The sequence below is a fragment of the Pseudomonas rhodesiae genome (assembly GCF_007858255.1).
Classification (GTDB): domain Bacteria; phylum Pseudomonadota; class Gammaproteobacteria; order Pseudomonadales; family Pseudomonadaceae; genus Aquipseudomonas; species Aquipseudomonas rhodesiae.
Window position 1 is genome coordinate 57629 of the sequence record NZ_VFEU01000012.1, and the last position, 23460, is coordinate 81088.

Below are 23460 nucleotides of genomic sequence, written 5' to 3' on the forward strand. Positions count from 1 at the left end.
ACGACCGTCCTCAGTGGCAGGCTCGCCTCCCAGCGCCCCAGGCCATGAGGCGCGCGGTTCAGGCATTGGTGTCCTGCCAGGTCCTTGAGGGTGATCGAATTCTCAAGCGCTCAACCCTACAATCCCCGCCAACACCACCAGCCCCCACCCCAGCATCGCCACCCTCCACTTCCAGGGCCCGTGCCGCAACTCCATAAACCCATCCACAATCACCCAGCCCTTGACCATCGCCAGCAACACCACTACCCCCGCCGCGCCACTCCACACGGTGCCGAGGCTCAGTACCATCAGGCCCGCCCAACACAGCCACAACCTCACTGAGCTGTTCATCGGATCACATACACCAGGGCAAACAACACCACCCACACCAGGTCGACCATGTGCCAATACAACACGCCGGATTCCAGCCCACTCAAACGCGGTGCCAGGTACTGCCGTTGCCAGCAGCGCCACCCGAGCCAAGCGAGAATCACCAGGCCCAGCAGCACATGCAAAAAGTGAAAGCCGGTGACGATCCAGTACAAGGTGAAGAACGTGCTGCGCTCAAGCCCCAGCCCTGCGTCGATCAGATGGCGGTATTCGGTGAGTTTGATCCACACATACACCAGCGCCACCAGCCATGCGCCGAGCAGCAAGACACTACCGCGCCGCGCGCGACCCAGGCGCACCTGCTGCACGGCCAATGCGGCCAACGCACCCGCGCTCAACAGGCTGTAGGTCATTGCCAGGCCGGTCGAGGTATCCAGTTGCGCGCGCCCTAGGGCGAACACCTCGGGCTGAAGCCGCTGGGTCACGGCAAACGCCAGGATCAATATCGCGAACACGGTCAGTTCAGCGAGGATGAACAACCACATCGCCACGTCCCCCGGCAGGCGCCGGGGCTCAGGCAAAGTGCACATCCACCACGTCCATCAGCGCCGCGATGGTTTGCGGGTCGTCGCTCAGGGCCTGGGCCAGGCAGGCCATGCACGCTTCGCGCGGCGGCATGCCGGCGGCGATCAGGCGCGCGGTAAAAATCAGCAGGCGGGTGGAGGCCACTTCCTCCAGGTCGTGCTGATCGAGGCGCCGCAAGGCTTGGCCAAGGCGCACCACCTGGCTGGCCAGGGCGTTATCCACCTGCGCTTCGCGCGCGACGATACGCGCTTCGTCCGCCGCCGCCGGGTAGTCGAAACGCAGCGCCACGAAGCGCTGGCGAGTGCTGGGTTTCATGCCCTTGAGCAGGTTCTGGTAACCGGGGTTATACGACACCACCAGCATGAATGACGGCGGCGCCTTGACCACTTCGCCGGTGCGTTCCAGGTACAGCTCGCGACGGTCATCGGCCACCGGGTGCAGGACCACGGCGGTGTCCTGGCGCGCTTCGACCACTTCATCCAGGTAACAGATGCCGCCCTCGCGCACAGCGCGGGTCAGCGGGCCGTCCTGCCACCAGGTGCCTTGGCTGCCGATCAGATGGCGACCGACCAGGTCGGCGGCGCTCAGGTCGTCGTGACAGGCCACGGTGTACAGGGGCAGGTTCAGGCGATGCGCCATGTGCTGCACGAAGCGGGTCTTGCCGCAGCCGGTGGGGCCCTTGATCAGCACCGGCATGCGGTGCTGCCAAGCGTGTTCGAACAGACGCTGTTCGTTGTCGAGAGGCTGATAGAAAGGCGCGTTCATCGTGTATATCCGAGGCGGGTTCGAGGGCCACGCTAAGGGCGCCTGCGACAACCTGGCAAGCGCTAACCCAGGCAAACTTGATCGCCGTCAAGCGAGCTTTGCAACGCCACGCCATAGTCTGGCCCGGCACTAAGAACCTGCGCCCCGCACCGTGTTGCGAGGCACCGCAAAGGTCTCGCCTGAGGAGTAAATGGAATGCTGACTCGCCGCACGAACCCCTTCACCTTAAGCCTCGCCAGCCTCGGCTGCGCACTGGCCCTGACCCTGCCCCTGAGCGCCCACGGCAATGCCCAGCCCGCCGTGGTCAAGACCGCCGGCGCGCCGGACATGAGCCAGGCTGATTTCGACGCGTCCAAACAGATCTATTTCGAACGCTGCGCCGGCTGCCACGGCGTGCTGCGCAAGGGAGCCACCGGCAAGCCCCTGACGCCGGACATCACCCAGGCCCGTGGCCAGGCCTACCTGGAAGCGCTGATCACCTACGGCTCGCCCGCCGGCATGCCGAACTGGGGCACCTCCAATGCGCTGACCAAAGCGCAGATCAGCAGCATGGCCACCTTTATCCAGCACACCGCGCCGACGCCGCCGGAATGGGGCATGGCCGAGACGCTCAAGACCTGGAAAGTGCTGGTCAAGCCCGAAGACCGCCCGAAAAAACAGCTCAATCACCTCAACCTGCAAAACCTGTTTTCGGTGACCTTGCGCGACGACGGCAAGATCGCCCTGGTGGACGGCGACACCAAGCAGATCGTCAAGCTGATCGACACCGGTTATGCCGTGCATATTTCGCGGATCTCCGCCTCGGGTCGCTACCTGCTGGTGATCGGCCGTGACGCCAAGATCGACATGATCGACCTATGGCCCGCCGAGCCCACCAAAGTCGCCGAAATCAAGGTGGGCATCGAGGCGCGGTCGGTGGAGACCTCGAAGTTCAAGGGCTACGAAGACAAGTACACGATTGCCGGGTCCTACTGGCCGCCGCAATTCACCCTGATGGACGGCGAGACCCTGGAACCCAAGCAGATCGTCTCCACCCGCGGCATGACCGTCGACAAGCAGGAGTACCACCCAGAACCCCGTGTGGCGGCGATCATCGCGTCCCATGAGTGGCCGGAGTTCATCGTCAACGTCAAGGAAACCGGCAAGGTCATGCTGGTCAACTACCAGGACATCAAGAACCTCACCATCACCACCATCGACGCCGCGCCGTTCCTGCACGACGGCGGCTGGGACAGCACCCACCGCTACTTCCTCACAGCGGCCAACAACTCGAACAAGGTGGCGGTGATCGACTCCAAGGCGCGCACCCTCGCCGCGCTGGTGGACGTGGGCAAGACCCCGCACCCCGGGCGTGGCGCCAACTTTATCCACCCCACCTACGGGCCGGTGTGGGCCACCAGCCACTTGGGCGACGGCGGTATTTCGGTGATCGGCACCGACCCGATCAAGCACCCGCAATACGCCTGGAAACAGGTGGAAACCCTCAAGGGCCAGGGCGGCGGTTCGCTGTTTATCAAGACCCACCCCAACTCCCATCACCTGTACGTGGACACCACCCTCAACCCCGACGCCAAGCTCAGCCAGTCGGTGGCGGTGTTCGATATCAACCAGCTCGACAAGGGCTACACCGTGCTGCCGATCGCCGAATACTCGGGGATCAAGCAAGGCGCTCTGCGCGTGGTGCAACCGGAATACAACAAGGCCGGCGACGAGGTGTGGTTCTCGGTGTGGAACGGCCAGACCGAAGAATCGGCGCTGGTGGTGATCGATGACAAAACTCTGAAGCTCAAGCAGGTGATCAAGGACAAACGCCTGATCACCCCAACCGGCAAATTCAACGTTTACAACACCCAACACGACATTTATTGAGCCCCATCAACACGAGGTCCGCCCATGAAAAATATGCTCCTCGCATTGCTGGCTTGCAGCGCTGCGTTCAGCCTGCACCCGGCCCTGGCTCAAGACGGCCAAGCCCTGTTCAACAGTAAACCCTGTGTCGGCTGCCACACCCTGGACAGCAAGTTGGTAGGCCCGGCCATGAAGGAAGTCGCCGCCAAGAACACCGGCGTGAAAGACGCCGCCGCGACCCTGGCCAGTCATATCAAGAACGGCACCCAGGGTAACTGGGGGCCGATCCCGATGCCGCCGAACCAGGTCACCGATGAAGAAGCCAAGGTGTTGGCCGATTGGGTCCTGAGCTTGAAATAACCACAAGGAGCACGCCATGAAAGCATCGATGTTCGGTTCGGCCATGGCGGTGCTCATGCTGATTCCCGCGTGGGCGACGGCGACACCCGACGCCGCCCGCCTCGAACACCTGCTGACTCAGGACTGCGGCGCCTGCCATGGCCTGCACCTGACCGGCGGCCTCGGCCCGCCCCTCACGCCCCAGGCCCTGGCCGGCCAACCTCGCGCCAGCCTGATCGCCACCATCACTTACGGTCGCCCAGCCCGCGCCATGCCCGGCTGGGGCCCACTGCTCAGCGCCGGCGATATTGCCTGGCTGGCCGACCGCCTGCTGCAAGGACGCCCCACCCCATGATGCGACCCGCCGTGTTCTCCCTGTGCCTGCTGCTCGGCGCCTGTGCCCAACCGACGCTGCGCGGCAGCGGTGATCTGGGCCTGGTGATCGAACGTGCCAGCGGCAGTGTGCAGATCGTTGAAAGCAGCGGCATGACCGAGCTGGCGCGCATCGAAGGGCTGGGCGATCTGTCCCACGCCTCGGCGGTGTTTTCCCGCGACCAACGCTATGCCTATGTGTTCGCCCGCGACGGCGGCTTGACCAAGGTCGACTTGCTGACCCAGCGCATCGCTAAACGCATCATCCAGGGCGGCAACAGTATTGGCGGCGCGATCAGCCAGGATGGCCGCCTGATTGCCGTGTCCAACTACCAGCCGGGCGGGGTCAAGGTGTTCGATGCCGTCACCTTGGAGCAGGTCGCCGACATTCCCGCCACGCCCCTGGCCAACGGCAAACGCTCGCGGGTGGTGGGGCTGGTGGACGCGCCGGGGCAGCGTTTCGTGTTCAGCCTGTTCGACACCGGCGAGATCTGGAGCGCGGACTTCAGCCACGGCAACACCCCAACCCTCACCCGTTTCACCGACATCGGCGAGCAGCCCTATGACGCACTGATCACCGCCGACGGTCGCTACTACATGGCCGGTCTGTTCGGCGAGGACGGCATGGCCCAGCTCGACCTGTGGCACCCGGAGCGCGGTGTGCAACGGGTACTCAAGGACTACGGACGCGGGCAGGCCAAGTTGCCGGTTTACAAAATGCCGCACCTGGAAGGCTGGGCCGTAGCCGACAACCAGGCGTTCGTGCCCGCCGTGGGCCGACACCAGGTGTTGGTGATGGACGCGCGCAGTTGGCAGCAGAGCGCCGCGATCGCCGTGGCCGGCCAGCCGATCTTCGTCACTGCACGGCCGGATGGGCGCCAGCTGTGGGTCAATTTCGCCTACCCGGACAACGACCGCGTGCAGGTGATCGACAGCGAAACCCACCAAGTGGTCGCCGACCTGCGCCCTGGCCCCGGCGTGCTGCACATGGAGTTCACCGGGCGCGGCGAACAGCTGTGGCTGTCGGTGCGCGACGGCGAGCAGGTGCAGGTCTGGGACCCGTATCGAATGACCTTGCTCAAGACCTTGCCGGCCTTGAGCCCCAGCGGAATTTTCTTCAGCACTCGTGCACAAAAAATGGGGTATTGAGATGGACCTTGATCGACTCAGCCAGCACTTGATCGAACGCTACCAGCACGGCATGCCGCTGTGCGCCGAACCGTACCGGGAAATGGCCCAGGTCTTGAAGTGCAGCGAGGCCGAACTGATGACCTGCCTGCAACGCCTGGAACTGGCCGGCGCCCTCTCGCGCGTCGGCCCGGTGTTCGAACATACCCGCGCCGGTGCCAGCACCCTGGCCGCCCTGGCAGTCCCGGCCGAACGCCTGGAACAGGTGGCGGCGCGGGTCAGCCAATACCCGGAAGTCAATCACAACTACGCCCGCGAGCATCACTACAACCTGTGGTTCGTGGTGACCGGCCCGCACCGTCAACATCTACAGCAGATCCTCGATGAGCTGGAACAAGACACCGGCCTGACACCGCTGGATCTGCCGATGCTCAGCGCCTACCGCATCGACCTCGGGTTCTCCCTGGGAGGGCATCCGTGATCGCGCCGCTGACCCAGGAGCAGATGCTCGACCTGCGCCAGTGCCTGGAGCGCGGTTTGCCACGGGTCTCGCGGCCTTACGACGCGCTGGCGGAGCAGATCGGTGCCCATCACGACCAGGTGTTGCAGCAAATGCAGCACTGGCATGAACAAGGCTTGTTCCGGCGCGTCGGGCTGGTGCTTAACCATCGCGCCCTGGGTTTTGTGGCCAACGCCATGCTGGTGCTGGATGTGCCGGATGCCTTGGTGGATAACGTCGGCCAGCGCCTGGGCCGCGCGCCGGGGGTGAACCTGTGTTACCAGCGTCCGCGCCGCCTGCCGCAGTGGCGCTATAACCTGTTTTGTATGGTCCACGGCCGCGAGCGGGCGGTGGTCGAGGCGCACATCGAGACGCTATTGGCCGAGCACCTGCTCAACGACCTTCCCCACCAGGTGCTGTTCAGTACCCACGCGTTCAAACAATGCGGCGGACGTTTTGCGCCGCCACCGTCGCAGGTGTGGGCCCATGGATGAACGGGATCGCCAATTGATCAATCGCCTGCAGCACGGCCTGCCCCTGGTGCGTCAGCCCTGGCAGTCAGTGGCGCAGGAACTGGGCTGCGCCCCCGGTGAGGTACTCGACCGCCTGCACGCGTTGCTTGAAGACGGCGTGCTCACCCGGTTCGGCCCGATGTTTGATATCGAGCGCGTCGGCGGGGCGTTCACCTTGGCCGCGCTAACAGTGCCCGAGGCGCGCTTCGATGCCGTCGCCGAGCAGCTCAACGCCCTGCCCCAGGTGGCCCACAACTACCGCCGCGAACATGCCTGGAACATGTGGTTCGTGCTGGCCTGCGCCAGCCCTGAGGAACTCGACGCCACCCTGTCGCGCATCGAAACCCTGAGCGGGTTGACGGTGCTCAACCTGCCCAAGGAGCACACCTACCATGTCGGTCTGCATTTCCCGGTCTGACAGCCCCCTGGCCCTGCGCCTGATCGCCCTCACCCAAGACGGCCTGCCGCTGCTGGAAGACCCGTGGGCGTGGCTGGCCGAGCAGTTGGGAATCAGCGTCGAGTCGACTCTCGATCTGCTCAAGCGCCTGCAAGCCGAGGGCGTGATCCGGCGTATCGCGGCGGTGCCCAACCATTACCGCCTGGGCTATCGGCATAACGGCATGACTGTGTGGGACGTGGCCGACGAGCAACTGCCACGCCTGGGCGAACTGATAGGCGCGCAGCCGTTCGTGAGCCACTGCTACCGCCGCCCCCGGCGCGCGGGCTGGCCCTACAACCTGTTCGCCATGGTGCATGGGCGCAGCCGTGAAGAAATCGACAGCTACCGCGAGCACCTGCGTTTTTTGCTTGCCGATGCCTGCCGCGCCGACGAGATGCTGGTGAGCAGTCGCATCCTGAAAAAAACCGGCCTGCGCTTGCCGCCGGCGCACTGAAAAGGAATAGCCCATGCTGCGAATCAGTCAGTACTTGCGCACTTTGGCCGGCCAATGCCCGGCGCCGCGCGTCTCGGCCCCCGGCAGCGAGCGGCCGCCAGTGGTGATCTGGAACCTGCTGCGCCGGTGCAACCTGACCTGCAAGCATTGCTACGCCACCAGCGCCGACAGTGTGTTCCGCGATGAGCTGGACACCGCCACCGCGCTGCGGGTGATCGATGACTTGCACGAAGCCGGCGTGCGCGTACTGATCCTTTCCGGCGGCGAGCCGCTGCTGCGCGCAGATATATTCCAGCTGAGCGCCTACGCCCGCGACAAAGGCTTTTTCGTGGCGTTGTCCACCAACGGCACGCTGATTGATGAGCGCAATATCCAGCAGATTGCCGACGCGCATTTCGACTACGTGGGCATCAGTATCGATGGCCTGGAGGCGACCCACGATGCCTTTCGCCAGTCACACGGCAGCTTCCAGCGCTCGTTGCATGGCATACGTCTGTGCCGCGAAGCCGGCATCCGCGTGGGCCTGCGGACCACCCTGACCCAGGACAACCACGCGCAGCTGCCGCAATTGCTCGCGCTGATGCGCGCTTACGACGTGCAGAAGTTCTACCTGTCGCACCTCAACTACAGCGGGCGCGGCAAGCGCAGCCGCCAACTGGACGCGCACCGGCAGATCAGCCGCGACGCCATGGCGCTGATTTTCCAGCAAGCCTGGGAGGACATCGAAAACGGCGTGGCCAGCGATTTTGTCAGCGGCAACAACGACGCCGACGCGGTGTTATTGCTGCAATGGGTACATCGCCATCTGCCCGAGCATTACCCGCAGCTGGAGCACCTGTTGCACGGTTGGGGCGGCAATGCGTCGGGCAGCGGCATCGCCAATATCGACAACACCGGCGAGGTGCATCCGGACACCTACTGGTGGCAGCACTCGGTGGGCAATGTGCGCAACACCACATTCCGCCAGCTCTGGCTCGACCAACCCGACCCCTTGCTGCAGCGCCTGCGCGAATACCCGCGCCGCATCGGCGGGCGCTGCGCCGAGTGTCGCTGGCTGCCGATCTGCAACGGCAACACCCGTACCCGCGCCTGGGCCGATGGCGACCTGTGGGGCCCGGACCCGGGTTGCTACCTGAGCGACGATGAAATTGCCACGCGCTCGCCCAACCTGATTCCGTGCTCCACCCGGTGACACAACCGGGGCAGCGCTCCTGATGATCGACCAAGGATGTCCCATGCACACCACTGCCCTCCCCCCCAGCCTGCACAGCCCTTTGCACCCCGGTGAAGTCGCGCTGGTGGGCGCCGGACCCGGCGACCCACGCCTGCTTACCTTGCGCGCCTGGAGCCTGCTGATGCAGGCCGATGCCGTGGTGTTCGACCGGCTGATCAGCGCCGAACTGCTCACGCTGATCCCGCTCACCTGCGCCCGCCATTACGTGGGCAAGGCCAGCGGCCATCACAGCCTGCCCCAGGATCAACTCAACGAACTGCTGGCGGAACTGGCCGGCGAAGGCCAGCGCGTGGTGCGCCTCAAGGGCGGCGACCCGTTTATTTTCGGGCGCGGCGCCGAGGAGCTCGAATACCTGCTGGCGCGGGATATTCCGTGCCAAGTGGTGCCAGGGATCACCGCCGCGTCCGGGTGCAGCGCCTACGCCGGAATCCCGTTGACCCATCGCGATCTGGTCAACTCGTGCCGTTTCGTCACCGGGCACCTGCAGCGCGACGGTGCGCTGAAATTACCCTGGGCCAGCCTTGCCGAGCCGAGCCAGACCCTGGTGTTCTATATGGGCCTGTCGAACCTGGCGCTGATCGCCGAACACCTGATGGCTGCCGGTTTGTCGGCGGATACCCCGGCGGCGCTGATCAGCAACGGTGCGCGCGCTGATCAACAGGTGGCCCGTGGCACCTTGCGCCAGTTGCCGACCCTGGCCGCCGACTGCGAACCCGGCGTGCCAACCCTGACGGTGATCGGCCAGGTCGTGGACCTGTTCGCCAGCGCCGCCCTGCACTTCCCGGCCAGCCTGGCAGCGCCGCGCGCAGCGGTGGCGGTATGAAACGCCTGCTGCTGGTGCCGCTGTTGTGGGCCAACGTCGCCCACGGTACGCCGGCCGAGGATTACCGCCAGTACTGCGAGCAGTGCCACGGCCTCAACCGCATCGGCGCCACCGGCCCGGCGTTGTTGCCCGAAAGCCTGGGGCGGATCAAGCCCGACGAGGTGCGCCAGGTGATACGCGACGGCCGACCGGCCAGCCAAATGGCCGGATTCGCCGCGCAATTGGACAGCGCGCGCATCGACGGCCTGGTGGATTTTCTGCAACAGCCGCCGGCATCGCCACCGACCTGGGATGCCCAGGCGATCCGCGCCAGCCACACCGTACTGGCGGACCTGAGCCAACTGCCGACCACCCCGCAGCACCACGCCGACCCGCTCAACCTGTTTGTGGTGGTGGAATCGGGGGATCATCACATGGACATTCTCGACGGTGACACTTTCAACGTGCTGGACCGCTTCCCCACCCACTTCGCGGTACACGGCGGGCCGAAGTTTCCCCCGGATGGGCGCTTTGTGTACTTCGCCTCCCGGGACGGCTGGATCAGCCAATACGACCTGCATAACCTCAAGCTGATCGCCGAAACCCGTGTCGGCCTCAACACTCGCAACCTGGCGGTGAGCAAAGACGGGCGCTGGGTGCTGGCGGGCAACTACCTGCCGGGCAATCTGGTGCTGCTGGATGCGCGTGATCTGTCGCTGGTCAAGATTCTGGACACCGGTTCGCGGGTCAGCGCCGTGTACACCGCACCGCCGCGCGACAGCTTTATCGTCGCGCTCAAGGATCTGAACGAGGTGTGGGAACTGGCGTATGCCGACGCGCAACCGCGCTTCGAGCCCCGGCGCATCCAGGCCCAGGACGTGCTCGATGATTTTTCGTTTTCTCCCGATTACCGACAGTTGGTCGCCACCTCGCGCAAGGCCGGGGGCGGCCAGGTAATCGACCTGGACAGCGGCGCGGTGGTCACCGATATCCCGCTGGCGGGCATGCCGCACCTGGGCTCGGGCACCTATTGGCGACGCGATGGGCACTGGGTGTTCGCCACACCGAATATCAGCAAAGGGCAAATCTCGGTGATCGACCTGAACACCTGGGCGCTGATCAAACAGATTCCCACCCTGGGGCCAGGCTTCTTTATGCGCAGCCATGTGAACTCACGCTATGTGTGGAGCGACGTGTTCTTCGGCCCGGACAACGACGCCATCCACCTGATCGACAAACAGACCCTGGAAATCTCCCACACCTTGCGCCCGGTGCCGGGCAAGACCGCCGCCCATGTGGAATTCACCCGCGACGGGCGCTACGTGTTGCTGAGCATCTGGGCCACGGACGGCGCGTTGATCGTTTACGACAGCCAAACCCTCAAGGAGGTCAAGCGCCTGCCCATGAACAAGCCGTCGGGCAAATACAACGTGGGCAATAAAATCGAATTCGCCGAGGGCACCTCCCACTAGGCCTGTTCGAACAACCCACACAGCTCATCCACCTGCCGGCGCCCGTCCGGCAGCACACACAGAAACTGCGCCGACAATTCGATCAGGCCGTCCCGCGCCCATTGCTCCAATAGCGGCCAGAGCGTGGCGAAATACTGGGAAAACACCAACCCGTAACGCCGCTCAATCGCCTGGATATCCAGTTCCAGGTCGCAGGCCAAGCGCTCCACCACGTATTCGCGCAACCCGTCGCCGACCTGGCGTTGCCAGCCCTGGCAGGTAGGGAGCTGGCCATTGTGCAGGGCTTGGGCGTAGGCCGGTTCGGTGCTGCTGTTTTGCGCGCACAAGCCGTCGATCTGGCTGATGGCGCCCAGGCCCAGGCCGATATGGTCGCAATAACCGTGCAGGGTGAAGCCTTCGCTGGTGCGGCTCAGGCGGCCGCGCTCCTGGGCCTGAATCAGGTCGTCGTCGCCGCGGGCAAACAGGCCCAGGCCGATGTAGTGGTAACCCGCCGCGCCGAGGCGCTCGAAGCACAACTGGCGCATCTGGGCTTTATCCGCCGCGCTGCATTGCGCCCGGGCAGGCTGGGCCAGATAACGGCTGGGCGGCCGGGCGTAGTCAAACACCTGCAGGCGATCCGGCTCCAGGGCGATCAGGCTGGCGAGTTTGGTATCGAAGCTGGCGAGGGTCTGCCAGGCGCTGCCGTAGCCGAGATCGACGCTGACCGAACGGAAATCGAAAGTGCGCGCCGCATCGATCAAGGACTGGATCGGCGCAGGGTCGCGGTACCAGGCCAGGGCGTGCACCCCTTCGGCACGCGCGTCGGGCACGCCGATACAGACGTGGTTGAAGCCCAGGTCACGCAGCAGACCCATGCCGGCCCAATCGGTGTGGTACGGGTCGAGGTCGATGCCGTAGTCACCACGGCCAGGGGCGAGAAAATGAAAGCGCTCGCGCATGGCAGCCATCAGCGTTTGTACCGCGCCGATGCTCGCCGCGCCGCGCCACTGGAAGTACTCCAGCGGCTGGCGAGCGCCCAGGTGGCAGCCGACCAGCTGGATCTCTTGGGCCAGGCTGCGGGGGTACTCGTCACTCGGTGGGTTGGCCGGCCAATGCAGGGTCACGGCCAGCGGGCGTTGCCGTTGGCGGCTGGTGCGCAGGGCGCGCAACATATCCAGGGAGCCTATGCCGGGGTGGAAACGGCGGATATCGGCCTGGCCATTCAGGTCCAGCACGCCTGGACCGTGACGAGCGAGGGGGATGACAGTGTGCATGGCAGGCTCCGGATCAAGGGGCGGTGAGCCATTGTCCGGCGGCGGGCCTCGACGCACCTTGATGTGCATCAAGGGCCCTACCAGCTGAGGTAGAACATACTCTTGGCCAACAGCACGATGGCGACCATATGCCCAAACAGGCTCAGGTGTACCCCGCGCAGGTAGCGCTCGCTGGCGCGGCCACGGCGCATAAGCAGTAAGGTCGTCACAAAATGCAGCAGCACACTGGCGGCCAGTAGCAGTTTGAGCGACAGCAACATGCCAAAGGACGACGCCGTAGGCGCGGCCAGCACCGGCAGGTATCGCAGCCAGACCATCCCGAGACCGGCACCGAACAGCACCAACAGCACCCACGGCATCAGCGCCCGGGCACGGCGGCCGATGCCTTGTTCCACCAACACCCGCGCCCGGGCGGGCAATTGCGCCTGCACCTTGGCCAAAATCAGCACTTCGAAAAACACCGTGCCGATAAAGATCAGCGCCGCGAACAGGTGGGCCAACAGAAACAGCAGATAGAGCATGATGGCCTCACAGATCGCACCGGGATTGCAGTGTGGCGCGCGCGGCGGCGGGCCACCTTGATGCCGATCAAGTCAGCACCTGCCAGCCGTAGCACTCACCGCGCTGGCTCAGCGGGCTCCAGGCGAAATCCCAGGCGGACGCTGGCAATGGCGGTTGCTCAACGGCGGCGGGCGGCGTGACTTTCCAATCGAATACCCGCAGCGCGCGCCATGCCAGCACGATGCCCTCGGCCTGGCTGTGGTCGGTATTGATCCAACTCGCCGCAGCGGCGGCCATGAACGCTTCGATGGGTTCCTCATTGATGCGCGTGCAGTAGGCCGAGCCGAGCAACCAACGGCACACGTTCAGGTGGTAGGTCCAATCCGCGGCCGGCTGGTTGCGGTAGGCCCAGGTCATAAAGCTGCGAAACAGGTTCAGGCCTTCGGGCGGGTCGAGCTTGAGCAGCGCCGGGCAGATGTCGAACAGGCTGTGCCAGTACGGCAACAGACGCGCGTCCAGGTGGACGAAACAGCGGGCATTACTGGGGTATTGCGCAGGCGCCGGTGCTGCGCGCAGGCGCAGGGCGCCGGCTGGCGATGGATGATTCATGGAACGCACTCACACTCGTGACGATAGAACGCCCCCTGGTCACAAGGGGCCCAAGGCACACGTCAGCAGGCGGGAGAAGCGCGGGGGTTGGCCGAGGGCCAGGCGTAGCGCGGCGGCGCTTTGTTGCGCTGGGCATGGGCTGCGCGCGGGGTTTGACCCAGGCCGAGCAGCCAGGCCAAGCCGATCAGGAACACCAGGGCGACGGTCAAGGCGGCGCACACCGGGCAGGCAAAGTAGTTCGAAATGTTGCTGGAAGCCGCGTCGCCCGACCCTTTATCGGAAAGTGGCGCCGGTTTGCCGTCCACCGAACAGAACGCCCCGCCGATTCCATTGAGCTGCTGGCCGAGCATCTGACCATGGCTCAAACCGCACACGAACAGGTTCATCAGCACGCAGCAGTACAGGATCCAGGCGATCAGCGAACGGTCGGGCAGGCTCAATTTCATGGCCGCGACTCTACCATCCCAGCCGCCAACGGATGAAGCGCGACGCGCCCCTGTGGCAGAACGTCGCAGATTACGCAGGCCGGCGTGGGTTGGTAGACTTGCCGCCCTCCTCGTTTCTTACTTCAAATGCCTGCTTTTTCACGGCTTGATGGGTAGATCCAGCGCAATGCAGGCGTTTCACAGGATGCACAGTTGATGAGTACGTTATTCACCCGCCGCAAGGTCCTGACCGGTATGGGCTTGTTGGGCCTGGGCCTGCTGGCCGGTTGTGACAACAGCCCCAAACTGAACTTCAAGTACGGCAAGGACTTGAGCGACAAGATCATGGGCCGCACGTTCAAGCTCAAGAACACCGAGGGCGAGACGGTCACCCTCAGTTCCTATCGCGGCCTGATGCCGGTAGTGTTCTTCGGCTTTACCCAATGCCCGGCGGTGTGCCCCACCACCCTCGCCCGCGCGGCCCAGGCCAAGAAGCTGATGGGCCGCGACGGCGAGATCATGCAGGTGATCTTTATCACCCTGGACCCAGAGCGCGACACGCCGGAGATTCTCGACAAGTACGTCAAGGCCTTCGACCCCAGCTTCGAAGCGCTGTACGGCACCCCGGAAGAAATCGCCGTGGCCGCCAAGGAATTCGGCATCTTTTATGAAAAGATCCCGGCCGGCGACACCTACACCCTGTCCCATACCGCTACCAGTTTTGTCTTCGACACCCGTGGCAACCTGCGCCTGGGGCTCCAGGCATCCCTTACCGCTCAAGAGTGCGCAGAAGACCTGCTCACCGTCATGGAGGTCTGCTAATGACTGCCGTTCAACACCTCAAGCGCCTCACCCTCGGCCTGACCCTGCTGGGCCTCGCCGCCCACGCCAGCGCCCAGGTGCAGGTCAGCGACGCCTGGGTCCGCGCGACCGTCCCGGGCCAACCCGCCAGCGGCGCATTCATGACCGTCACCGCCGACGTCGACAGCAAGCTGCTGCGCGTGGCCTCGCCGGTGGCCACGGACGTGCAGATCCATGAAATGAACATGCAAGACGACGTGATGCGCATGGGCCCGGTGGACTCGGTGGCCCTGCCTGCCGGCAAAGCCGTCACCCTCGACCCCAATGGCTACCATGTGATGCTGATGGGCCTGACCGGCCAGATCAAAGAAGGCGACCCGGTGCCGCTGACCCTGACCGTGGAAAACGCCAAGGGCGAACAGCAAGCCGTTGAAGTCAAAGCCATCGCTCGTGGCGTGGACGGCATGGCCCCTAGCCATAAGCATTGATTGCACCCGTTCGGTTCGGGTTGGCTCACCTCAACCCGCCCATCAATCCACGATAAACAGCTTCGCACCGTGCAGCGTCGATGAACGGTGCGCTTCCATCTCATTGCCCACCTGATAACTCATCCCGGCCGTCAACGTAAACCGACGCCCATCCGCCAGCTCGGTGTGCAACTCGCCTTCCAGACACAGCAACACATGCCCACGGGTGCACCAGTGATCCGCCAGGTACCCGGCGCTGTACTCCACCATACGCACGCGAGTCGTACCAAAGTACCCGGTGCGCCAGGTAGCGCTACCGGTCACACCGGGGTAGATGACCGGTTCAACAGTGGACCAATCGGTGGTGCAAAACGGGACGGCGGTAAGATCCATGGGGGACTCGGTCGTGGGTTAGGGTGGCTTGAGGCTAACTGGCTGATTGGGGGGCGGGTAGACACAGATGGAGTGGTTTTGCGGCATACAGGCAAGCGTGCTTGTTATTCTGCTCGCCCATCTCCGAGGAGACATGCTGATGCTGATCGACCCCGCTTACGTCTTGTTTGAGACCGACCATTGGCAGCTCAATCATCACCTGACGTCCAGGCTACCGGGTTACTTGATGCTGGGCGCCAAGGCGCCGATAGATTCTCTTGCCGACATGCCCGACGCCGCACTGGCCGAACTGGGGGGATTGCTGGCGAGAGCCCAGCGGATTATGGAGACGCAGTTGCGGCCAAAGTGGCTCTATATCAGCCGCTATGGGCATATGCCGGGCTTCCCGTTGCATTTTCATTTGATCCCGGTGTACGACTGGGTGGAAGACGCGTTCTGGCAGGATGAACGTTATCGGCAGTTGCAACGCTTTGGCTCGCATAACCCGACCCAACTAGTGACCGACGGGGCTGAGTTGACGCTATTTGTATGGCGCGAGTTCGGCGAGAGTCCGACGACGCCGGCGACTCAAGGTCCGTCCGTCGCGCAGGTCATCAACCGCCTGCGCGCCTGTATGCGCGACTGATACCGACCTTTGCGTGAACTGACATAGCGGTGATGCAGGCGATCTGCATATGCGGTTACACGTCTATCTGGCAGTTTTCCGGTCTCTGGATACAGTTCAAATAAGACGTCTGGATATGGCCCGCATGAAACGCAAAGTTCGGATATTGATCGGTGTGGACAGCATTTGTGCGGGGAGAGTTTTGCCCGCAGGTGATTGGTGCGAGCGGCGGGTGTTGCTGGACAGGCTGAAAATTTATGAGAATTTTGACGCCTTGGATAAAGCCAGGGCTGAGCATAACGTCACGCTAGGCCTGATCAAACCTGCACGCATCACCGCACTTCGCATTCAGAAATCAGCCTCGCAAGCATGGACTTCGGAGGAAATTGACAAGCTGCAATCAACCAGTGGTTGATCGTGAGCCTGATTTATCCGCCTAAGCCACAGAAAGAAGACGATCATCAAATAGCGTTGTTTTGAAGGGTAGGTGTTGAATGTCGAGCGAGGGCTTCAATTCCAGCGCGGCTTCAGCGATCAAACTGCGGTGGCAAAAACGGGCGTCCGCCTCATAACAGACCATACAAATCCGCTGCTGGGCTGCATTGCAAACCAGCTCGTTCAACACCGTGCCTTGGGTGCGGATATAAGCCCTGAACTCGCGCGCATAGGTTGTCCAATCACCGTCTTCCTTGTACTGCTTGCGTATGGGCTTTGGGCAGCCGAGCGACCGATTATGCTCATAAGCGATCCCCTGTGCGGCCAGATCCCGGGCAAAGGCATTTTTGGAAAAACCTTTTTTCCGCGATAACGGGTATTCACGCACATCCAGCACTCTGTCGATCCCGGCCTGCTTGAGTCGTGCAATGAATGCGTCGATGGTCAGTCCCTCGTAGCCTGCGGTGTAGAGGTTCATGCAGATTCTCCAAAGGCCTGCCGGCGCGATCAAATGGTAAAAAAACGCCGGGGCTATAACATCGGCTGAAATTGACGAGCCGTGGCGAGTGACGAGCGGAGCCAATTATTGCGTAACAAACCTATGGCCCTCGCTCATCAGGCCATCGGTTCGGCCAACCCGCTTCTTCATCGGGATACACGCCAACTGCAACCCCGACGGTGAGTGGTAAATGGCCTGTTCATCCCCGACATAACCACATGCTCGATAGAAACTCGCGGCGTTCAACGTCGCATCCAGCACCACCTCTTCAATCGCCAGTTCCCGCGCGAGACTTTCAAGGTGATCCAGCATCGCCTTGCCATAGCCACGCCCGGTGAAAGCGGGCAACACGAACAGCGCACCGATTTCGTTGTTGTCCAGGTCAAGCATGCCGGTGGCGACAGGCTCGTCGTTGAACCAGCCCAGATAAAACGATTTGTCCATCAGTGCGCTGTAGCCGTCCTCAGCGTTGCCACGCGTCCAGAGTGCCATTTGTTCAGCGGTGTAGGCGCCGACGCATTGGCTGCGGATGGCTTCGCGGCGGATGTCAAACGCGGCATCGGCATCGTTGAGGGTGGCGCATTTTATTTCCAGCATGAGGTCCTTCCTTCATACGTATTCATACCCGCTCGGGTGAATGAATAACGGTCGCTATCCGTGCGTAGTTGGTAAGCCTGGTTTCGCCAATGGTATGCGGCGCGGGTTCAGTGATAGATGCGCTGACCGACACGCCGCCATCGGGGGCAAGCCCCCTCCCACATTGGTATCTCGGTTACCGTCAGGTTTCACACTGCCTGCTTGACGTCGACGACCATGGCCAAAATCGTCGGAAAAGTATCCGTTACCATGCTTGACGCGAACAAGCCCCTTCCCATTTTTTGAGCCCTGTTCAGCGCAGAGTCCCAGCGAGGCCGCTATGATGTGGCCTTTCGCTCAATGTCCCAGGAAACACCCATGCCTGCCCTAACCCTGCGCAACGCCCTCCCCGCTGATGCCGCTCGCTGCTATGCAATCGAAATCGCCGCCTACGAAGGCGACGAAGCCGCGACGCTGGAAAAGATCGCCACGCGCATTGCGCAGTACCCCCAGGGCTTTCTGATCCTGGAGGCGGATGGCGAGGTGGTGGGGTTTATCAACAGCGGCTGCGCCCATCAGGTGGTGATGTCGGACGAGGCGTTCAAGGAATTGGTGGGCCATGCGCCCGAGGCGCCGAATGTGGTGATCATGTCGGTGGTGGTCGACCCGGCACATCAGGGCCACGGCTATTCCAACGTGCTGATGACCGAGTTCGTGCAGCGCGTGCGCGTCATGGGCAAACAGACGATTCATCTGATGTGCAAAGAGCAGCACGTGCCGCTGTATACGCGCATGGGTTACACCTATGTACGGCCATCGCCTTCGGATCACGGCGGGATGGCGTGGCATGAGATGGTGATGGCGCTGTAATCCAGGGAGGATCGATGATGACCGCACCGCGCATTGAAATCAGCGACCAACCCAACCCCGAAGCCGAGCGCATTCTGGGTGGCGGTCTGGCCGCGTTCAACGAGGCCATCACCGGTTACAACGACCGCGTGCCGCTCACGCTGTTGATCAAAGATCCGGACACCCAGCAAATCCTTGGCGGCATCAGCGGTAAAACCACCCTCGGCATGGCGTTCCTCGATCTGTTTCACTTGCCCGACTCACTGCGCGGTGCCGGGTTGGGCCGACAGTTGCTGCAGGCTTTCGAGGATGAAGCCCGGCGCCGAGGCTGCCGGCAGGCGGTGCTGTATACCCTCAGTTTCCAGGCGCCGGGGTTCTACGAAAAACACGGGTGGGTGCGGTTTGGCGAGATCCCGTGTGACCCCGTCGGCAGTAGCCGGGTGTTCTTGTCCAAGACCCTGTGAACGCTGGCGTGACTTCACCAACTCCCCGACGCCCCGCCACCGCCGCTGGAACCACCACCTCCGGATGAACTGCTGCTGGAACTTGAACTCGAATTAGAGCTGCTGGAGCTTGACCCGCCACCCGACCCGGTCCCCGCGCTGCCTTGGATAAACACAAACAGCGCCAGAAACGATGCGATCGGCACCGCGATCAGCCAGCCCTGGGCGCCGTGCCCCAGCAGCAGCCCCGCCGCTGCGTAGATCGCCGCCACCGCAAACAATCGCAGCAGGAACCCGCGCGGGCTGTTCTTCCAGGAAGCCTTGCTCAGCAGAAACAGCAGCACGTACAACCCCAGGACCACCAGGCCACCCAGCGGCCACGCCAGCCAATGGACATAACTGAGGTCCACAAACCGGTTCGCTATCACCACCCCGAGGATATAGGTCAACAGCCCTATCACAGCGTAGAAGGCTGCGCGCGCCAGCCACAATGCACCGAACGTCGCGCCGCCGATCAACAGGGTCAGCGGCACCACCAGCAGGTACATAGGCCATTCGCGGCCACCGGCAAAGATCGCCAATCCGATAGTAATCACCAGTGTGGCGATCAGCGCAGCGCGCCAACCCAGCTTGCGCGCCGCGAGCAGCACACCACCGATGGCGCCGAGGATAAATGCCAGCAACACCGCGATAGCGCCGGGCGCAATGGCGGTATCGGCGACCGCCGGCAGATCGCCGCCATCCACTAATGTGGTCAGGTCATCGACCGCTTGTTGTATCCCGCCTGCATAGTCGCCCTGGCGAAAAGCCGGGGTGATATGTTCCGCGATGATGCGGTGCGCCAGCAGGTCGGTGACCGTGCCTTCAAGGCCGTAGCCCACTTCGATGCGCACCTTGCGGTCGTCCTTGGCCACCAGCAACAGGATGCCGTCGTTAACGTCCTTGCGCCCCAGTTTCCAGGCGCGGAACAGTTGATTGGTATAGTCCTCAAGGTCCGCGCCGCCTAGGGTGGGCACCAACAGCACGGCGACTTGCGCGCCTTTGCGCTGTTCCAAGTCAGCCAATTGTTGCTTGAGACCGGCGGTAGTAGTGGCGTCCAAGGTATCGGTCAGGTCGATCACCCGCTGGTCCAAGGCGACGCCGATGGGAGAAGTCTCGGCGTGAACGGTCAGCAACAGGCTGGCACACACAAGCACCAGCAGACTCAAAAGTGTTTGCCGCAACCGACGCATCATATTTGTTACCTGAGGTTTCTTCCTGAAGGCGCCGACTTTACCCCATCGGCGCTATAACGCGTGACCCAAAGCGCTTGACTATCTAAACTGGCCGCCAATAGCGATACGCCATAATCTTGAGATGCCCATGGATCTACGTCACCGCAACAACGTCAACGTCATGGGCAACGGGACCTCGACCCTGGTGTTCTCCCACGGTTTCGGCTGCAACCAGGCCATGTGGAACGACTTGGCGCCACCGTTTCTAGAGCACTTTCGCGTAGTGCTCTATGACTTGGTGGGCGCGGGCCTGTCGGACCTGAGCGCGTTCGACAAGACCAAGTACGGCACGCTGGACGGCTACGCCCGCGACTTGAACGAGATTATCGACGCCTATGCCGAGGGCCCGGTGATTCTGGTCGGGCATTCGGTCAGTGCGATGATCGGCACCCTCGCCGACCGCCTGGCGCCAGGGCGTATCGCGGCCCATGTGATGATCGGCCCGTCGCCGCGCTATATCGATACGGACGGTTACGTGGGCGGTTTCAAGCGCAGCGATATCGATGAGCTGCTCGAAACCCTCGACAGCAACTACCTGGGCTGGTCCAGCGCCATGGCCCCGGTGATCATGGGCGCGCCGGGGCAACCGGCACTCAGCGACACCCTGACCGACAGCTTTTGCCGCACCGAGCCGGATATCGCCAAGCACTTCGCACGGGTGACGTTCACCTCGGACAACCGCCAGGACGTGATCGGCCTGGCCACCCCGGTGTTGATCCTGCAATCGAGCGACGACCTGATCGCCCCGGTGGCGGTGGGCAAGTACCTGCACAGCGTGATGCCCAACAGCACGTACTGCCTGGTGGACAACGTCGGCCACTGCCCGCATATGAGCGCCCCCCAAGCCTGCGCGGCGGCCATGCAGGGTTTCCTGGCGCCGTGGACGGCCACCCGTGCCGGCTGAATTATTCGACAGCGCCGCGTGTGCCCTGGCCGTTACCGGCGAAGACGGCACGATCCTCAAGGCCAATGCGCGATTCGGCGATTGGCTGGGGTTCAGTATTGCCGAGCTGTGCACGCGCAGGTTCCAGGACCTGCTGACCATGGGTGGGCGAATTTTCCACCAGACCCATCTGGCCCCTATGCTGCGCATGCACGGCAGCGTCACCGAAGTGAAACTGGACATCCTGCACCGCGATGGCCACAAGGTGACTGTGCTGCTCAACGGCAATAAACGCCAGCAGGCCGATGAGATGGTCTACGACCTGGCGCTGTTCGGCACCACCGACCGCGACAAATACGAACGCGAACTGCTGAACGCCCGCAACCTGGCCGAAGCGTTGCTGCAGGAAAAAACCTCCACCGAACTGGCTTTGCAGAATGCCCAGGCGGAGCTGAAGCAGGCCTACGCTTTCTCCCAGCGACGTGCGGTGTTCGCCGAACAAATGATGGCGATCGTCAGCCACGACCTGAAAAACCCGCTGACCGCCATTCGCATGGCCTCGGACTTTCTCAGCCGCAACGAGCGCACCGTCAAGGAGCGTCAGCTGTTGGGGCATATCGGCCAATCCTCAGAACGCGCCCAGCGCATGATCGCCGACCTGCTGGATTTCACCCAGGCGCGGGTCGGCCACGGCATCGTGATCAAAGCCGCGCCACTGGACCTGCACAACGTGATTCATCGCGCGGTGGATGAACTGCGTGTGGCCTTCCCCAAGGCCACCCTGGTGCATTGCACCGAAGGCGCGGGCGAGACGTGCCTGGATGCCGACCGCGTGCAGCAGATCATCGGCAACCTGGTGGCCAACAGCGTGGCCTATGGCGATCTACAGCAGCCCATCACCATCACCTCGCGCCTGGACAATGGCGCAGGCGCGGTATCAGTACATAACCACGGCGCGCCGATCCCTCAAGCCTTGCTGGCCGGGCTGTTCGAACCCATGACCCGCGGCACCGACCAGGGCAGCGATGTGCGCAGCGTAGGCTTGGGTTTGTACATCGTGCGCGAATTGGCCAAGGTGCATGGCGGCGATGTGACGGTAAGTTCCTGCGCGACCGCCGGCACTACGTTTACGGTGACGTTTCAGAACACGTAGGCGTTGCCCTGCATGACCGGCTCGACACTGCCGGTCAACACCACTGCGCCTTGCCCGTCCCAATCGACCCTGACAGTGCCGCCATCGCATTGCACCTGCACTCTGCTGTCCAGCAAACCCCGGCGGATACCATTGACCACTGCCGCACAACAACACGTTCCCGAGCCCAACGGCACGCCGCCGCCGCGCTCCCAGATACGCAGGCGGATGTGGCCACGGTTGAGCACCTGGACGAAATGTACGTTGGTTCCCGCCGGGAATAATGGATGCTGCTCCAGCTCCGGGCCCGCAACGGCCGGGTCGACGGCGAGGATATCCGCCACGAAAAACGTGCAATGCGGGTTGCCCATGCTGCACGCCGCCGGGCGCCCTTCGAGCGGTAAGTCAAGGGTGTCCAGGGCTTCGGCCAACGGTACCGCTGCCCACTCCAGCGACGGCGGCCCCATGCTTACCGACACCCGCCGCCCTGCCTCGCGCGTGCATGTGAGCAAGCCGCGATCGGTCCGCAGCACAATCGAGTCACTGCCGGCTTCATGCATCAAACGGTCGGCCACCCCTCGCGTCGCACTGCCGCAGGCTTGCAAGGCCGTGCCATTGGCATTCCAGAATTTGACGCGTGCGGCGGCGTCATCGCAGTCCAGCAGCACGGCCAGTTGATTGAAGCCGATGCCAGTATGACGATTGCCCAAACGCCGAGCGATCTGCGCGGTAATGGGGTCGTCCAGACCCCGGCGGTCGATGATGATGAAGTCATCACCCAGGGCGTGCATTTTCACGAAAGGTAGAGTCACGGGCTGTCCTGAGGTCGACCGCAGAGGGAACCTGAGGATACCCTGAAGCCGCCGCCTTGACCTATCGAAGGACCGAACCATGCTTATCGTCTTCAGCGGATTGCCCGGCACCGGCAAGACCACCCTGGCCTATGAACTGGCGCGGCGGCTCAACGCGGTTTACCTGCGGATCGATGTGATCGAGCAGGCCATTCGCGATGCCGGGGTGCTGGCGGGCGATGTGGGCAGCAGCGGTTACGGTGTGGCCAATGCCGTAGCGTTGAGCAATCTGGGCTTGGGCCATTGTGTGATCGCGGACGGTGTCAACCCCGTGCGGGAAAGCCGCGCCGCTTGGCAAACGGTAGCCCTGGCGGCGGGCGTCGAGTTAGTGGACGTAGAGGTGATTTGCTCTGACCGACAAGAACATCAACGCCGGGTTGAATGCCGTACGGGGGATATCCCCGGCCTGACGCCACCCACCTGGCGGTCGGTGATGGCCCATGAGTACGAAGCCTGGGCGCAGGCGCCATTGAGCGTTGACACGGCGAACCTATCGGCAGCCGAGGCGGTTGAAAGGCTGCTAGCTCATCTGGGGCGATAAGTGGAATCGCGCTGGTGTTTTTGGGGCTGCTGCGCCACCCAGCGCGGGGCAAGTCCGCTCACCCCATAAAGCCACCCTAAGCACGCTTTTGCCGTGAGCTTTTAGGTGGCGAGCGGGCTTGTGGAATCGTCGCACCGCCCGCGCGAGGGCGCGAAGCGGCCCTGTA

The 23460-nt window shown here is 63.2% G+C and carries 32 protein-coding genes and 1 pseudogene; 21 read left to right on the forward strand and 12 right to left on the reverse strand.

The features are described from left to right. Positions 1 to 5: 5 nt before the first annotated feature. Positions 6 to 113 (forward strand): annotated as a pseudogene (locus FIV35_RS30335) (hypothetical protein); the annotation flags it as partial. Here FIV35_RS30335 and FIV35_RS18240 read toward each other — a convergent pair. From FIV35_RS18240 to FIV35_RS18250, 3 genes are read right to left on the reverse strand one after another with little or no spacing between them, the layout of a single operon-like run. Continuing rightward, a complete protein-coding gene (locus FIV35_RS18240) occupies positions 103 to 330 on the reverse strand; it encodes a cytochrome C oxidase subunit IV family protein (RefSeq protein ID WP_034098479.1) in 228 nt (75 codons plus the stop codon). The pseudogene FIV35_RS30335 and the gene FIV35_RS18240 overlap by 11 nt on opposite strands. Continuing rightward, entirely contained in the window at positions 327 to 899 is a 573-nt protein-coding gene (locus FIV35_RS18245; RefSeq protein WP_034098480.1) for a cytochrome c oxidase subunit 3, read from the reverse strand. Before FIV35_RS18245 ends, FIV35_RS18240 begins: the two co-directional genes overlap by 4 nt. Beyond that, a complete protein-coding gene (locus FIV35_RS18250) occupies positions 883 to 1659 on the reverse strand; it encodes a CbbQ/NirQ/NorQ/GpvN family protein (protein ID WP_034098482.1) in 777 nt (258 codons plus the stop codon). The genes FIV35_RS18245 and FIV35_RS18250 overlap by 17 nt, the downstream gene beginning before the upstream one ends. A gap of 195 nt (positions 1660 to 1854) precedes the next feature. Between FIV35_RS18250 and nirS the strand changes: the two genes are divergently transcribed. From nirS to FIV35_RS18305, 11 genes are read left to right on the forward strand one after another with little or no spacing between them, the layout of a single operon-like run. Continuing rightward, positions 1855 to 3528 (forward strand): nitrite reductase, encoded by a 1674-nt coding sequence (gene nirS, locus FIV35_RS18255; protein WP_034138474.1) that lies wholly within the window; start codon positions 1855 to 1857, stop codon positions 3526 to 3528. 24 nt (positions 3529 to 3552) lie between these two features. Further along, a complete protein-coding gene (locus FIV35_RS18260) occupies positions 3553 to 3867 on the forward strand; it encodes a c-type cytochrome (RefSeq protein ID WP_034138475.1) in 315 nt (104 codons plus the stop codon). 16 nt (positions 3868 to 3883) lie between these two features. Continuing rightward, the gene (locus tag FIV35_RS18265; protein ID WP_034098488.1) at positions 3884 to 4201 is read left to right on the forward strand and encodes a c-type cytochrome; all 318 of its coding nucleotides are present in this window, start codon (positions 3884 to 3886) and stop codon (positions 4199 to 4201) included. Further along, complete coding sequence (locus tag FIV35_RS18270) at positions 4198 to 5367, forward strand: cytochrome D1 domain-containing protein (RefSeq protein ID WP_034138476.1); 1170 nt, start codon at positions 4198 to 4200, stop codon at positions 5365 to 5367. Before FIV35_RS18265 ends, FIV35_RS18270 begins: the two co-directional genes overlap by 4 nt. A gap of 1 nt (position 5368) precedes the next feature. Continuing rightward, positions 5369 to 5827, forward strand: coding sequence for an Lrp/AsnC family transcriptional regulator (locus tag FIV35_RS18275; protein WP_034098492.1), 459 nt, complete (start codon positions 5369 to 5371; stop codon positions 5825 to 5827). A 23-nt stretch (positions 5828 to 5850) separates the two neighbouring features. Beyond that, positions 5851 to 6339: a siroheme decarboxylase subunit beta gene (ahbB, locus tag FIV35_RS18280; protein WP_034099829.1), complete on the forward strand. Its 489-nt coding sequence runs from the start codon at positions 5851 to 5853 to the stop codon at positions 6337 to 6339. Next, positions 6332 to 6775 carry an Lrp/AsnC family transcriptional regulator gene (locus tag FIV35_RS18285; protein WP_034138477.1) on the forward strand — a complete coding sequence of 148 codons (444 nt, stop codon included), beginning with the start codon at positions 6332 to 6334 and terminating at the stop codon, positions 6773 to 6775. The genes ahbB (FIV35_RS18280) and FIV35_RS18285 overlap by 8 nt, the downstream gene beginning before the upstream one ends. Further along, entirely contained in the window at positions 6750 to 7250 is a 501-nt protein-coding gene (gene ahbB / locus FIV35_RS18290; RefSeq protein ID WP_034138478.1) for a siroheme decarboxylase subunit beta, read from the forward strand. Before FIV35_RS18285 ends, ahbB (FIV35_RS18290) begins: the two co-directional genes overlap by 26 nt. A 13-nt stretch (positions 7251 to 7263) precedes the next feature. Next, positions 7264 to 8442 carry a heme d1 biosynthesis radical SAM protein NirJ gene (gene nirJ / locus FIV35_RS18295; RefSeq protein WP_034138479.1) on the forward strand — a complete coding sequence of 393 codons (1179 nt, stop codon included), beginning with the start codon at positions 7264 to 7266 and terminating at the stop codon, positions 8440 to 8442. A gap of 43 nt (positions 8443 to 8485) precedes the next feature. Next, positions 8486 to 9307: a uroporphyrinogen-III C-methyltransferase gene (gene cobA, locus FIV35_RS18300; RefSeq protein ID WP_034138480.1), complete on the forward strand. Its 822-nt coding sequence runs from the start codon at positions 8486 to 8488 to the stop codon at positions 9305 to 9307. Then, the gene (locus tag FIV35_RS18305) at positions 9304 to 10758 is read left to right on the forward strand and encodes a nitrite reductase (protein ID WP_034138481.1); all 1455 of its coding nucleotides are present in this window, start codon (positions 9304 to 9306) and stop codon (positions 10756 to 10758) included. The genes cobA and FIV35_RS18305 overlap by 4 nt, the downstream gene beginning before the upstream one ends. Here FIV35_RS18305 and FIV35_RS18310 read toward each other — a convergent pair. The 4 genes from FIV35_RS18310 to FIV35_RS18325 form a co-directional block, all read right to left on the reverse strand. Further along, the gene (locus FIV35_RS18310; RefSeq protein WP_034138482.1) at positions 10755 to 12011 is read right to left on the reverse strand and encodes an oxygen-independent coproporphyrinogen III oxidase; all 1257 of its coding nucleotides are present in this window, start codon (positions 12009 to 12011) and stop codon (positions 10755 to 10757) included. The two genes, FIV35_RS18305 and FIV35_RS18310, sit on opposite strands and share 4 nt — an antisense overlap. 77 nt (positions 12012 to 12088) lie before the next feature. After that, complete coding sequence (locus FIV35_RS18315; protein ID WP_034138483.1) at positions 12089 to 12532, reverse strand: membrane protein; 444 nt, start codon at positions 12530 to 12532, stop codon at positions 12089 to 12091. 67 nt (positions 12533 to 12599) lie between these two features. After that, positions 12600 to 13121, reverse strand: a complete 522-nt coding sequence (locus tag FIV35_RS18320) for a putative natural product biosynthesis protein (protein WP_034138484.1) — start codon at positions 13119 to 13121, stop codon at positions 12600 to 12602. A 62-nt stretch (positions 13122 to 13183) separates the two neighbouring features. Then, complete coding sequence (locus FIV35_RS18325; RefSeq protein WP_034138485.1) at positions 13184 to 13567, reverse strand: DUF2946 domain-containing protein; 384 nt, start codon at positions 13565 to 13567, stop codon at positions 13184 to 13186. A 195-nt stretch (positions 13568 to 13762) separates the two neighbouring features. Between FIV35_RS18325 and FIV35_RS18330 the strand changes: the two genes are divergently transcribed. Together FIV35_RS18330 and FIV35_RS18335 are read left to right on the forward strand one after the other, a co-directional pair. Further along, positions 13763 to 14368, forward strand: coding sequence for an SCO family protein (locus FIV35_RS18330; protein ID WP_034098508.1), 606 nt, complete (start codon positions 13763 to 13765; stop codon positions 14366 to 14368). Continuing rightward, the gene (locus tag FIV35_RS18335) at positions 14368 to 14835 is read left to right on the forward strand and encodes a copper chaperone PCu(A)C (protein ID WP_034138486.1); all 468 of its coding nucleotides are present in this window, start codon (positions 14368 to 14370) and stop codon (positions 14833 to 14835) included. The genes FIV35_RS18330 and FIV35_RS18335 overlap by 1 nt, the downstream gene beginning before the upstream one ends. A 42-nt stretch (positions 14836 to 14877) precedes the next feature. Here FIV35_RS18335 and FIV35_RS18340 read toward each other — a convergent pair whose 3' ends face one another. After that, entirely contained in the window at positions 14878 to 15207 is a 330-nt protein-coding gene (locus FIV35_RS18340; RefSeq protein ID WP_034138487.1) for a DHCW motif cupin fold protein, read from the reverse strand. A gap of 139 nt (positions 15208 to 15346) precedes the next feature. Here FIV35_RS18340 and FIV35_RS18345 point away from each other — a divergent pair, with 139 nt between their 5' ends. After that, the gene (locus FIV35_RS18345; RefSeq protein WP_034138546.1) at positions 15347 to 15832 is read left to right on the forward strand and encodes an HIT family protein; all 486 of its coding nucleotides are present in this window, start codon (positions 15347 to 15349) and stop codon (positions 15830 to 15832) included. Between the two features lie 124 nt (positions 15833 to 15956). Further along, positions 15957 to 16226 carry a hypothetical protein gene (locus tag FIV35_RS18350; protein ID WP_146375036.1) on the forward strand — a complete coding sequence of 90 codons (270 nt, stop codon included), beginning with the start codon at positions 15957 to 15959 and terminating at the stop codon, positions 16224 to 16226. A gap of 21 nt (positions 16227 to 16247) precedes the next feature. Here the strand turns inward: FIV35_RS18350 and FIV35_RS18355 are convergent, their stop codons facing one another. Further along, positions 16248 to 16724 carry a DUF488 domain-containing protein gene (locus FIV35_RS18355; RefSeq protein ID WP_034114080.1) on the reverse strand — a complete coding sequence of 159 codons (477 nt, stop codon included), beginning with the start codon at positions 16722 to 16724 and terminating at the stop codon, positions 16248 to 16250. A gap of 105 nt (positions 16725 to 16829) precedes the next feature. Next, complete coding sequence (locus FIV35_RS18360; protein WP_034138489.1) at positions 16830 to 17342, reverse strand: GNAT family N-acetyltransferase; 513 nt, start codon at positions 17340 to 17342, stop codon at positions 16830 to 16832. Positions 17343 to 17699: 357 nt separating this feature from the next. Here FIV35_RS18360 and FIV35_RS18365 point away from each other — a divergent pair, with 357 nt between their 5' ends. Beyond that, complete coding sequence (locus FIV35_RS18365) at positions 17700 to 18191, forward strand: GNAT family N-acetyltransferase (RefSeq protein WP_034138490.1); 492 nt, start codon at positions 17700 to 17702, stop codon at positions 18189 to 18191. 17 nt (positions 18192 to 18208) lie between these two features. After that, positions 18209 to 18634 (forward strand): GNAT family N-acetyltransferase, encoded by a 426-nt coding sequence (locus FIV35_RS18370; protein WP_034138547.1) that lies wholly within the window; start codon positions 18209 to 18211, stop codon positions 18632 to 18634. A 14-nt stretch (positions 18635 to 18648) separates the two neighbouring features. On the opposite strand, the gene FIV35_RS18375 is transcribed toward FIV35_RS18370, so the two are convergent. Beyond that, positions 18649 to 19848, reverse strand: coding sequence for a TPM domain-containing protein (locus tag FIV35_RS18375; RefSeq protein ID WP_034138491.1), 1200 nt, complete (start codon positions 19846 to 19848; stop codon positions 18649 to 18651). Between the two features lie 127 nt (positions 19849 to 19975). On the opposite strand from FIV35_RS18375, the gene FIV35_RS18380 reads away from it, so the two are divergent. After that, positions 19976 to 20791: an alpha/beta fold hydrolase gene (locus FIV35_RS18380; protein WP_034138492.1), complete on the forward strand. Its 816-nt coding sequence runs from the start codon at positions 19976 to 19978 to the stop codon at positions 20789 to 20791. Continuing rightward, positions 20781 to 21923, forward strand: coding sequence for a PAS domain-containing sensor histidine kinase (locus FIV35_RS18385; protein ID WP_034138493.1), 1143 nt, complete (start codon positions 20781 to 20783; stop codon positions 21921 to 21923). Before FIV35_RS18380 ends, FIV35_RS18385 begins: the two co-directional genes overlap by 11 nt. On the opposite strand, the gene dapF is transcribed toward FIV35_RS18385, so the two are convergent. Next, the gene (gene dapF, locus FIV35_RS18390; RefSeq protein WP_083377859.1) at positions 21911 to 22714 is read right to left on the reverse strand and encodes a diaminopimelate epimerase; all 804 of its coding nucleotides are present in this window, start codon (positions 22712 to 22714) and stop codon (positions 21911 to 21913) included. The genes FIV35_RS18385 and dapF overlap by 13 nt on opposite strands. 79 nt (positions 22715 to 22793) lie before the next feature. Between dapF and FIV35_RS18395 the strand changes: the two genes are divergently transcribed. After that, positions 22794 to 23294, forward strand: a complete 501-nt coding sequence (locus FIV35_RS18395) for a P-loop nucleotide/nucleoside kinase family protein (RefSeq protein WP_034138495.1) — start codon at positions 22794 to 22796, stop codon at positions 23292 to 23294. Positions 23295 to 23460: the final 166 nt, after the last annotated feature.

Excerpts from the sequence above, each read along its gene's own strand:
- FIV35_RS18345 (WP_034138546.1), top strand. The coding sequence starts at position 15,347 with ATGCTGATCGACCCCGCTTACGTCTTGTTTGAGACCGACCATTGGCAG.
- FIV35_RS18315 (WP_034138483.1), bottom strand. The coding sequence starts at position 12,532 with ATGCTCTATCTGCTGTTTCTGTTGGCCCACCTGTTCGCGGCGCTGATC.
- FIV35_RS18365 (WP_034138490.1), top strand. The coding sequence starts at position 17,700 with ATGCCTGCCCTAACCCTGCGCAACGCCCTCCCCGCTGATGCCGCTCGC.
- FIV35_RS18380 (WP_034138492.1), top strand. The coding sequence starts at position 19,976 with ATGGATCTACGTCACCGCAACAACGTCAACGTCATGGGCAACGGGACC.
- FIV35_RS18395 (WP_034138495.1), top strand. The coding sequence starts at position 22,794 with ATGCTTATCGTCTTCAGCGGATTGCCCGGCACCGGCAAGACCACCCTG.
- FIV35_RS18310 (WP_034138482.1), bottom strand. The coding sequence starts at position 12,011 with ATGCACACTGTCATCCCCCTCGCTCGTCACGGTCCAGGCGTGCTGGAC.
- FIV35_RS18340 (WP_034138487.1), bottom strand. The coding sequence starts at position 15,207 with ATGGATCTTACCGCCGTCCCGTTTTGCACCACCGATTGGTCCACTGTT.
- ahbB (WP_034138478.1), top strand. The coding sequence starts at position 6,750 with ATGTCGGTCTGCATTTCCCGGTCTGACAGCCCCCTGGCCCTGCGCCTG.
- FIV35_RS18325 (WP_034138485.1), bottom strand. The coding sequence starts at position 13,567 with ATGAAATTGAGCCTGCCCGACCGTTCGCTGATCGCCTGGATCCTGTAC.
- FIV35_RS18375 (WP_034138491.1), bottom strand. The coding sequence starts at position 19,848 with ATGATGCGTCGGTTGCGGCAAACACTTTTGAGTCTGCTGGTGCTTGTG.
- FIV35_RS18370 (WP_034138547.1), top strand. The coding sequence starts at position 18,209 with ATGACCGCACCGCGCATTGAAATCAGCGACCAACCCAACCCCGAAGCC.
- FIV35_RS18355 (WP_034114080.1), bottom strand. The coding sequence starts at position 16,724 with ATGAACCTCTACACCGCAGGCTACGAGGGACTGACCATCGACGCATTC.
- FIV35_RS18320 (WP_034138484.1), bottom strand. The coding sequence starts at position 13,121 with ATGAATCATCCATCGCCAGCCGGCGCCCTGCGCCTGCGCGCAGCACCG.
- FIV35_RS18285 (WP_034138477.1), top strand. The coding sequence starts at position 6,332 with ATGGATGAACGGGATCGCCAATTGATCAATCGCCTGCAGCACGGCCTG.
- FIV35_RS18305 (WP_034138481.1), top strand. The coding sequence starts at position 9,304 with ATGAAACGCCTGCTGCTGGTGCCGCTGTTGTGGGCCAACGTCGCCCAC.
- FIV35_RS18245 (WP_034098480.1), bottom strand. The coding sequence starts at position 899 with ATGTGCACTTTGCCTGAGCCCCGGCGCCTGCCGGGGGACGTGGCGATG.
- FIV35_RS18250 (WP_034098482.1), bottom strand. The coding sequence starts at position 1,659 with ATGAACGCGCCTTTCTATCAGCCTCTCGACAACGAACAGCGTCTGTTC.
- nirJ (WP_034138479.1), top strand. The coding sequence starts at position 7,264 with ATGCTGCGAATCAGTCAGTACTTGCGCACTTTGGCCGGCCAATGCCCG.
- nirS (WP_034138474.1), top strand. The coding sequence starts at position 1,855 with ATGCTGACTCGCCGCACGAACCCCTTCACCTTAAGCCTCGCCAGCCTC.
- FIV35_RS18270 (WP_034138476.1), top strand. The coding sequence starts at position 4,198 with ATGATGCGACCCGCCGTGTTCTCCCTGTGCCTGCTGCTCGGCGCCTGT.
- FIV35_RS18360 (WP_034138489.1), bottom strand. The coding sequence starts at position 17,342 with ATGCTGGAAATAAAATGCGCCACCCTCAACGATGCCGATGCCGCGTTT.
- FIV35_RS18260 (WP_034138475.1), top strand. The coding sequence starts at position 3,553 with ATGAAAAATATGCTCCTCGCATTGCTGGCTTGCAGCGCTGCGTTCAGC.
- FIV35_RS18265 (WP_034098488.1), top strand. The coding sequence starts at position 3,884 with ATGAAAGCATCGATGTTCGGTTCGGCCATGGCGGTGCTCATGCTGATT.
- cobA (WP_034138480.1), top strand. The coding sequence starts at position 8,486 with ATGCACACCACTGCCCTCCCCCCCAGCCTGCACAGCCCTTTGCACCCC.
- FIV35_RS18335 (WP_034138486.1), top strand. The coding sequence starts at position 14,368 with ATGACTGCCGTTCAACACCTCAAGCGCCTCACCCTCGGCCTGACCCTG.
- ahbB (WP_034099829.1), top strand. The coding sequence starts at position 5,851 with ATGCTCGACCTGCGCCAGTGCCTGGAGCGCGGTTTGCCACGGGTCTCG.
- FIV35_RS18240 (WP_034098479.1), bottom strand. The coding sequence starts at position 330 with ATGAACAGCTCAGTGAGGTTGTGGCTGTGTTGGGCGGGCCTGATGGTA.
- FIV35_RS18275 (WP_034098492.1), top strand. The coding sequence starts at position 5,369 with ATGGACCTTGATCGACTCAGCCAGCACTTGATCGAACGCTACCAGCAC.
- FIV35_RS18350 (WP_146375036.1), top strand. The coding sequence starts at position 15,957 with ATGAAACGCAAAGTTCGGATATTGATCGGTGTGGACAGCATTTGTGCG.
- FIV35_RS18330 (WP_034098508.1), top strand. The coding sequence starts at position 13,763 with ATGAGTACGTTATTCACCCGCCGCAAGGTCCTGACCGGTATGGGCTTG.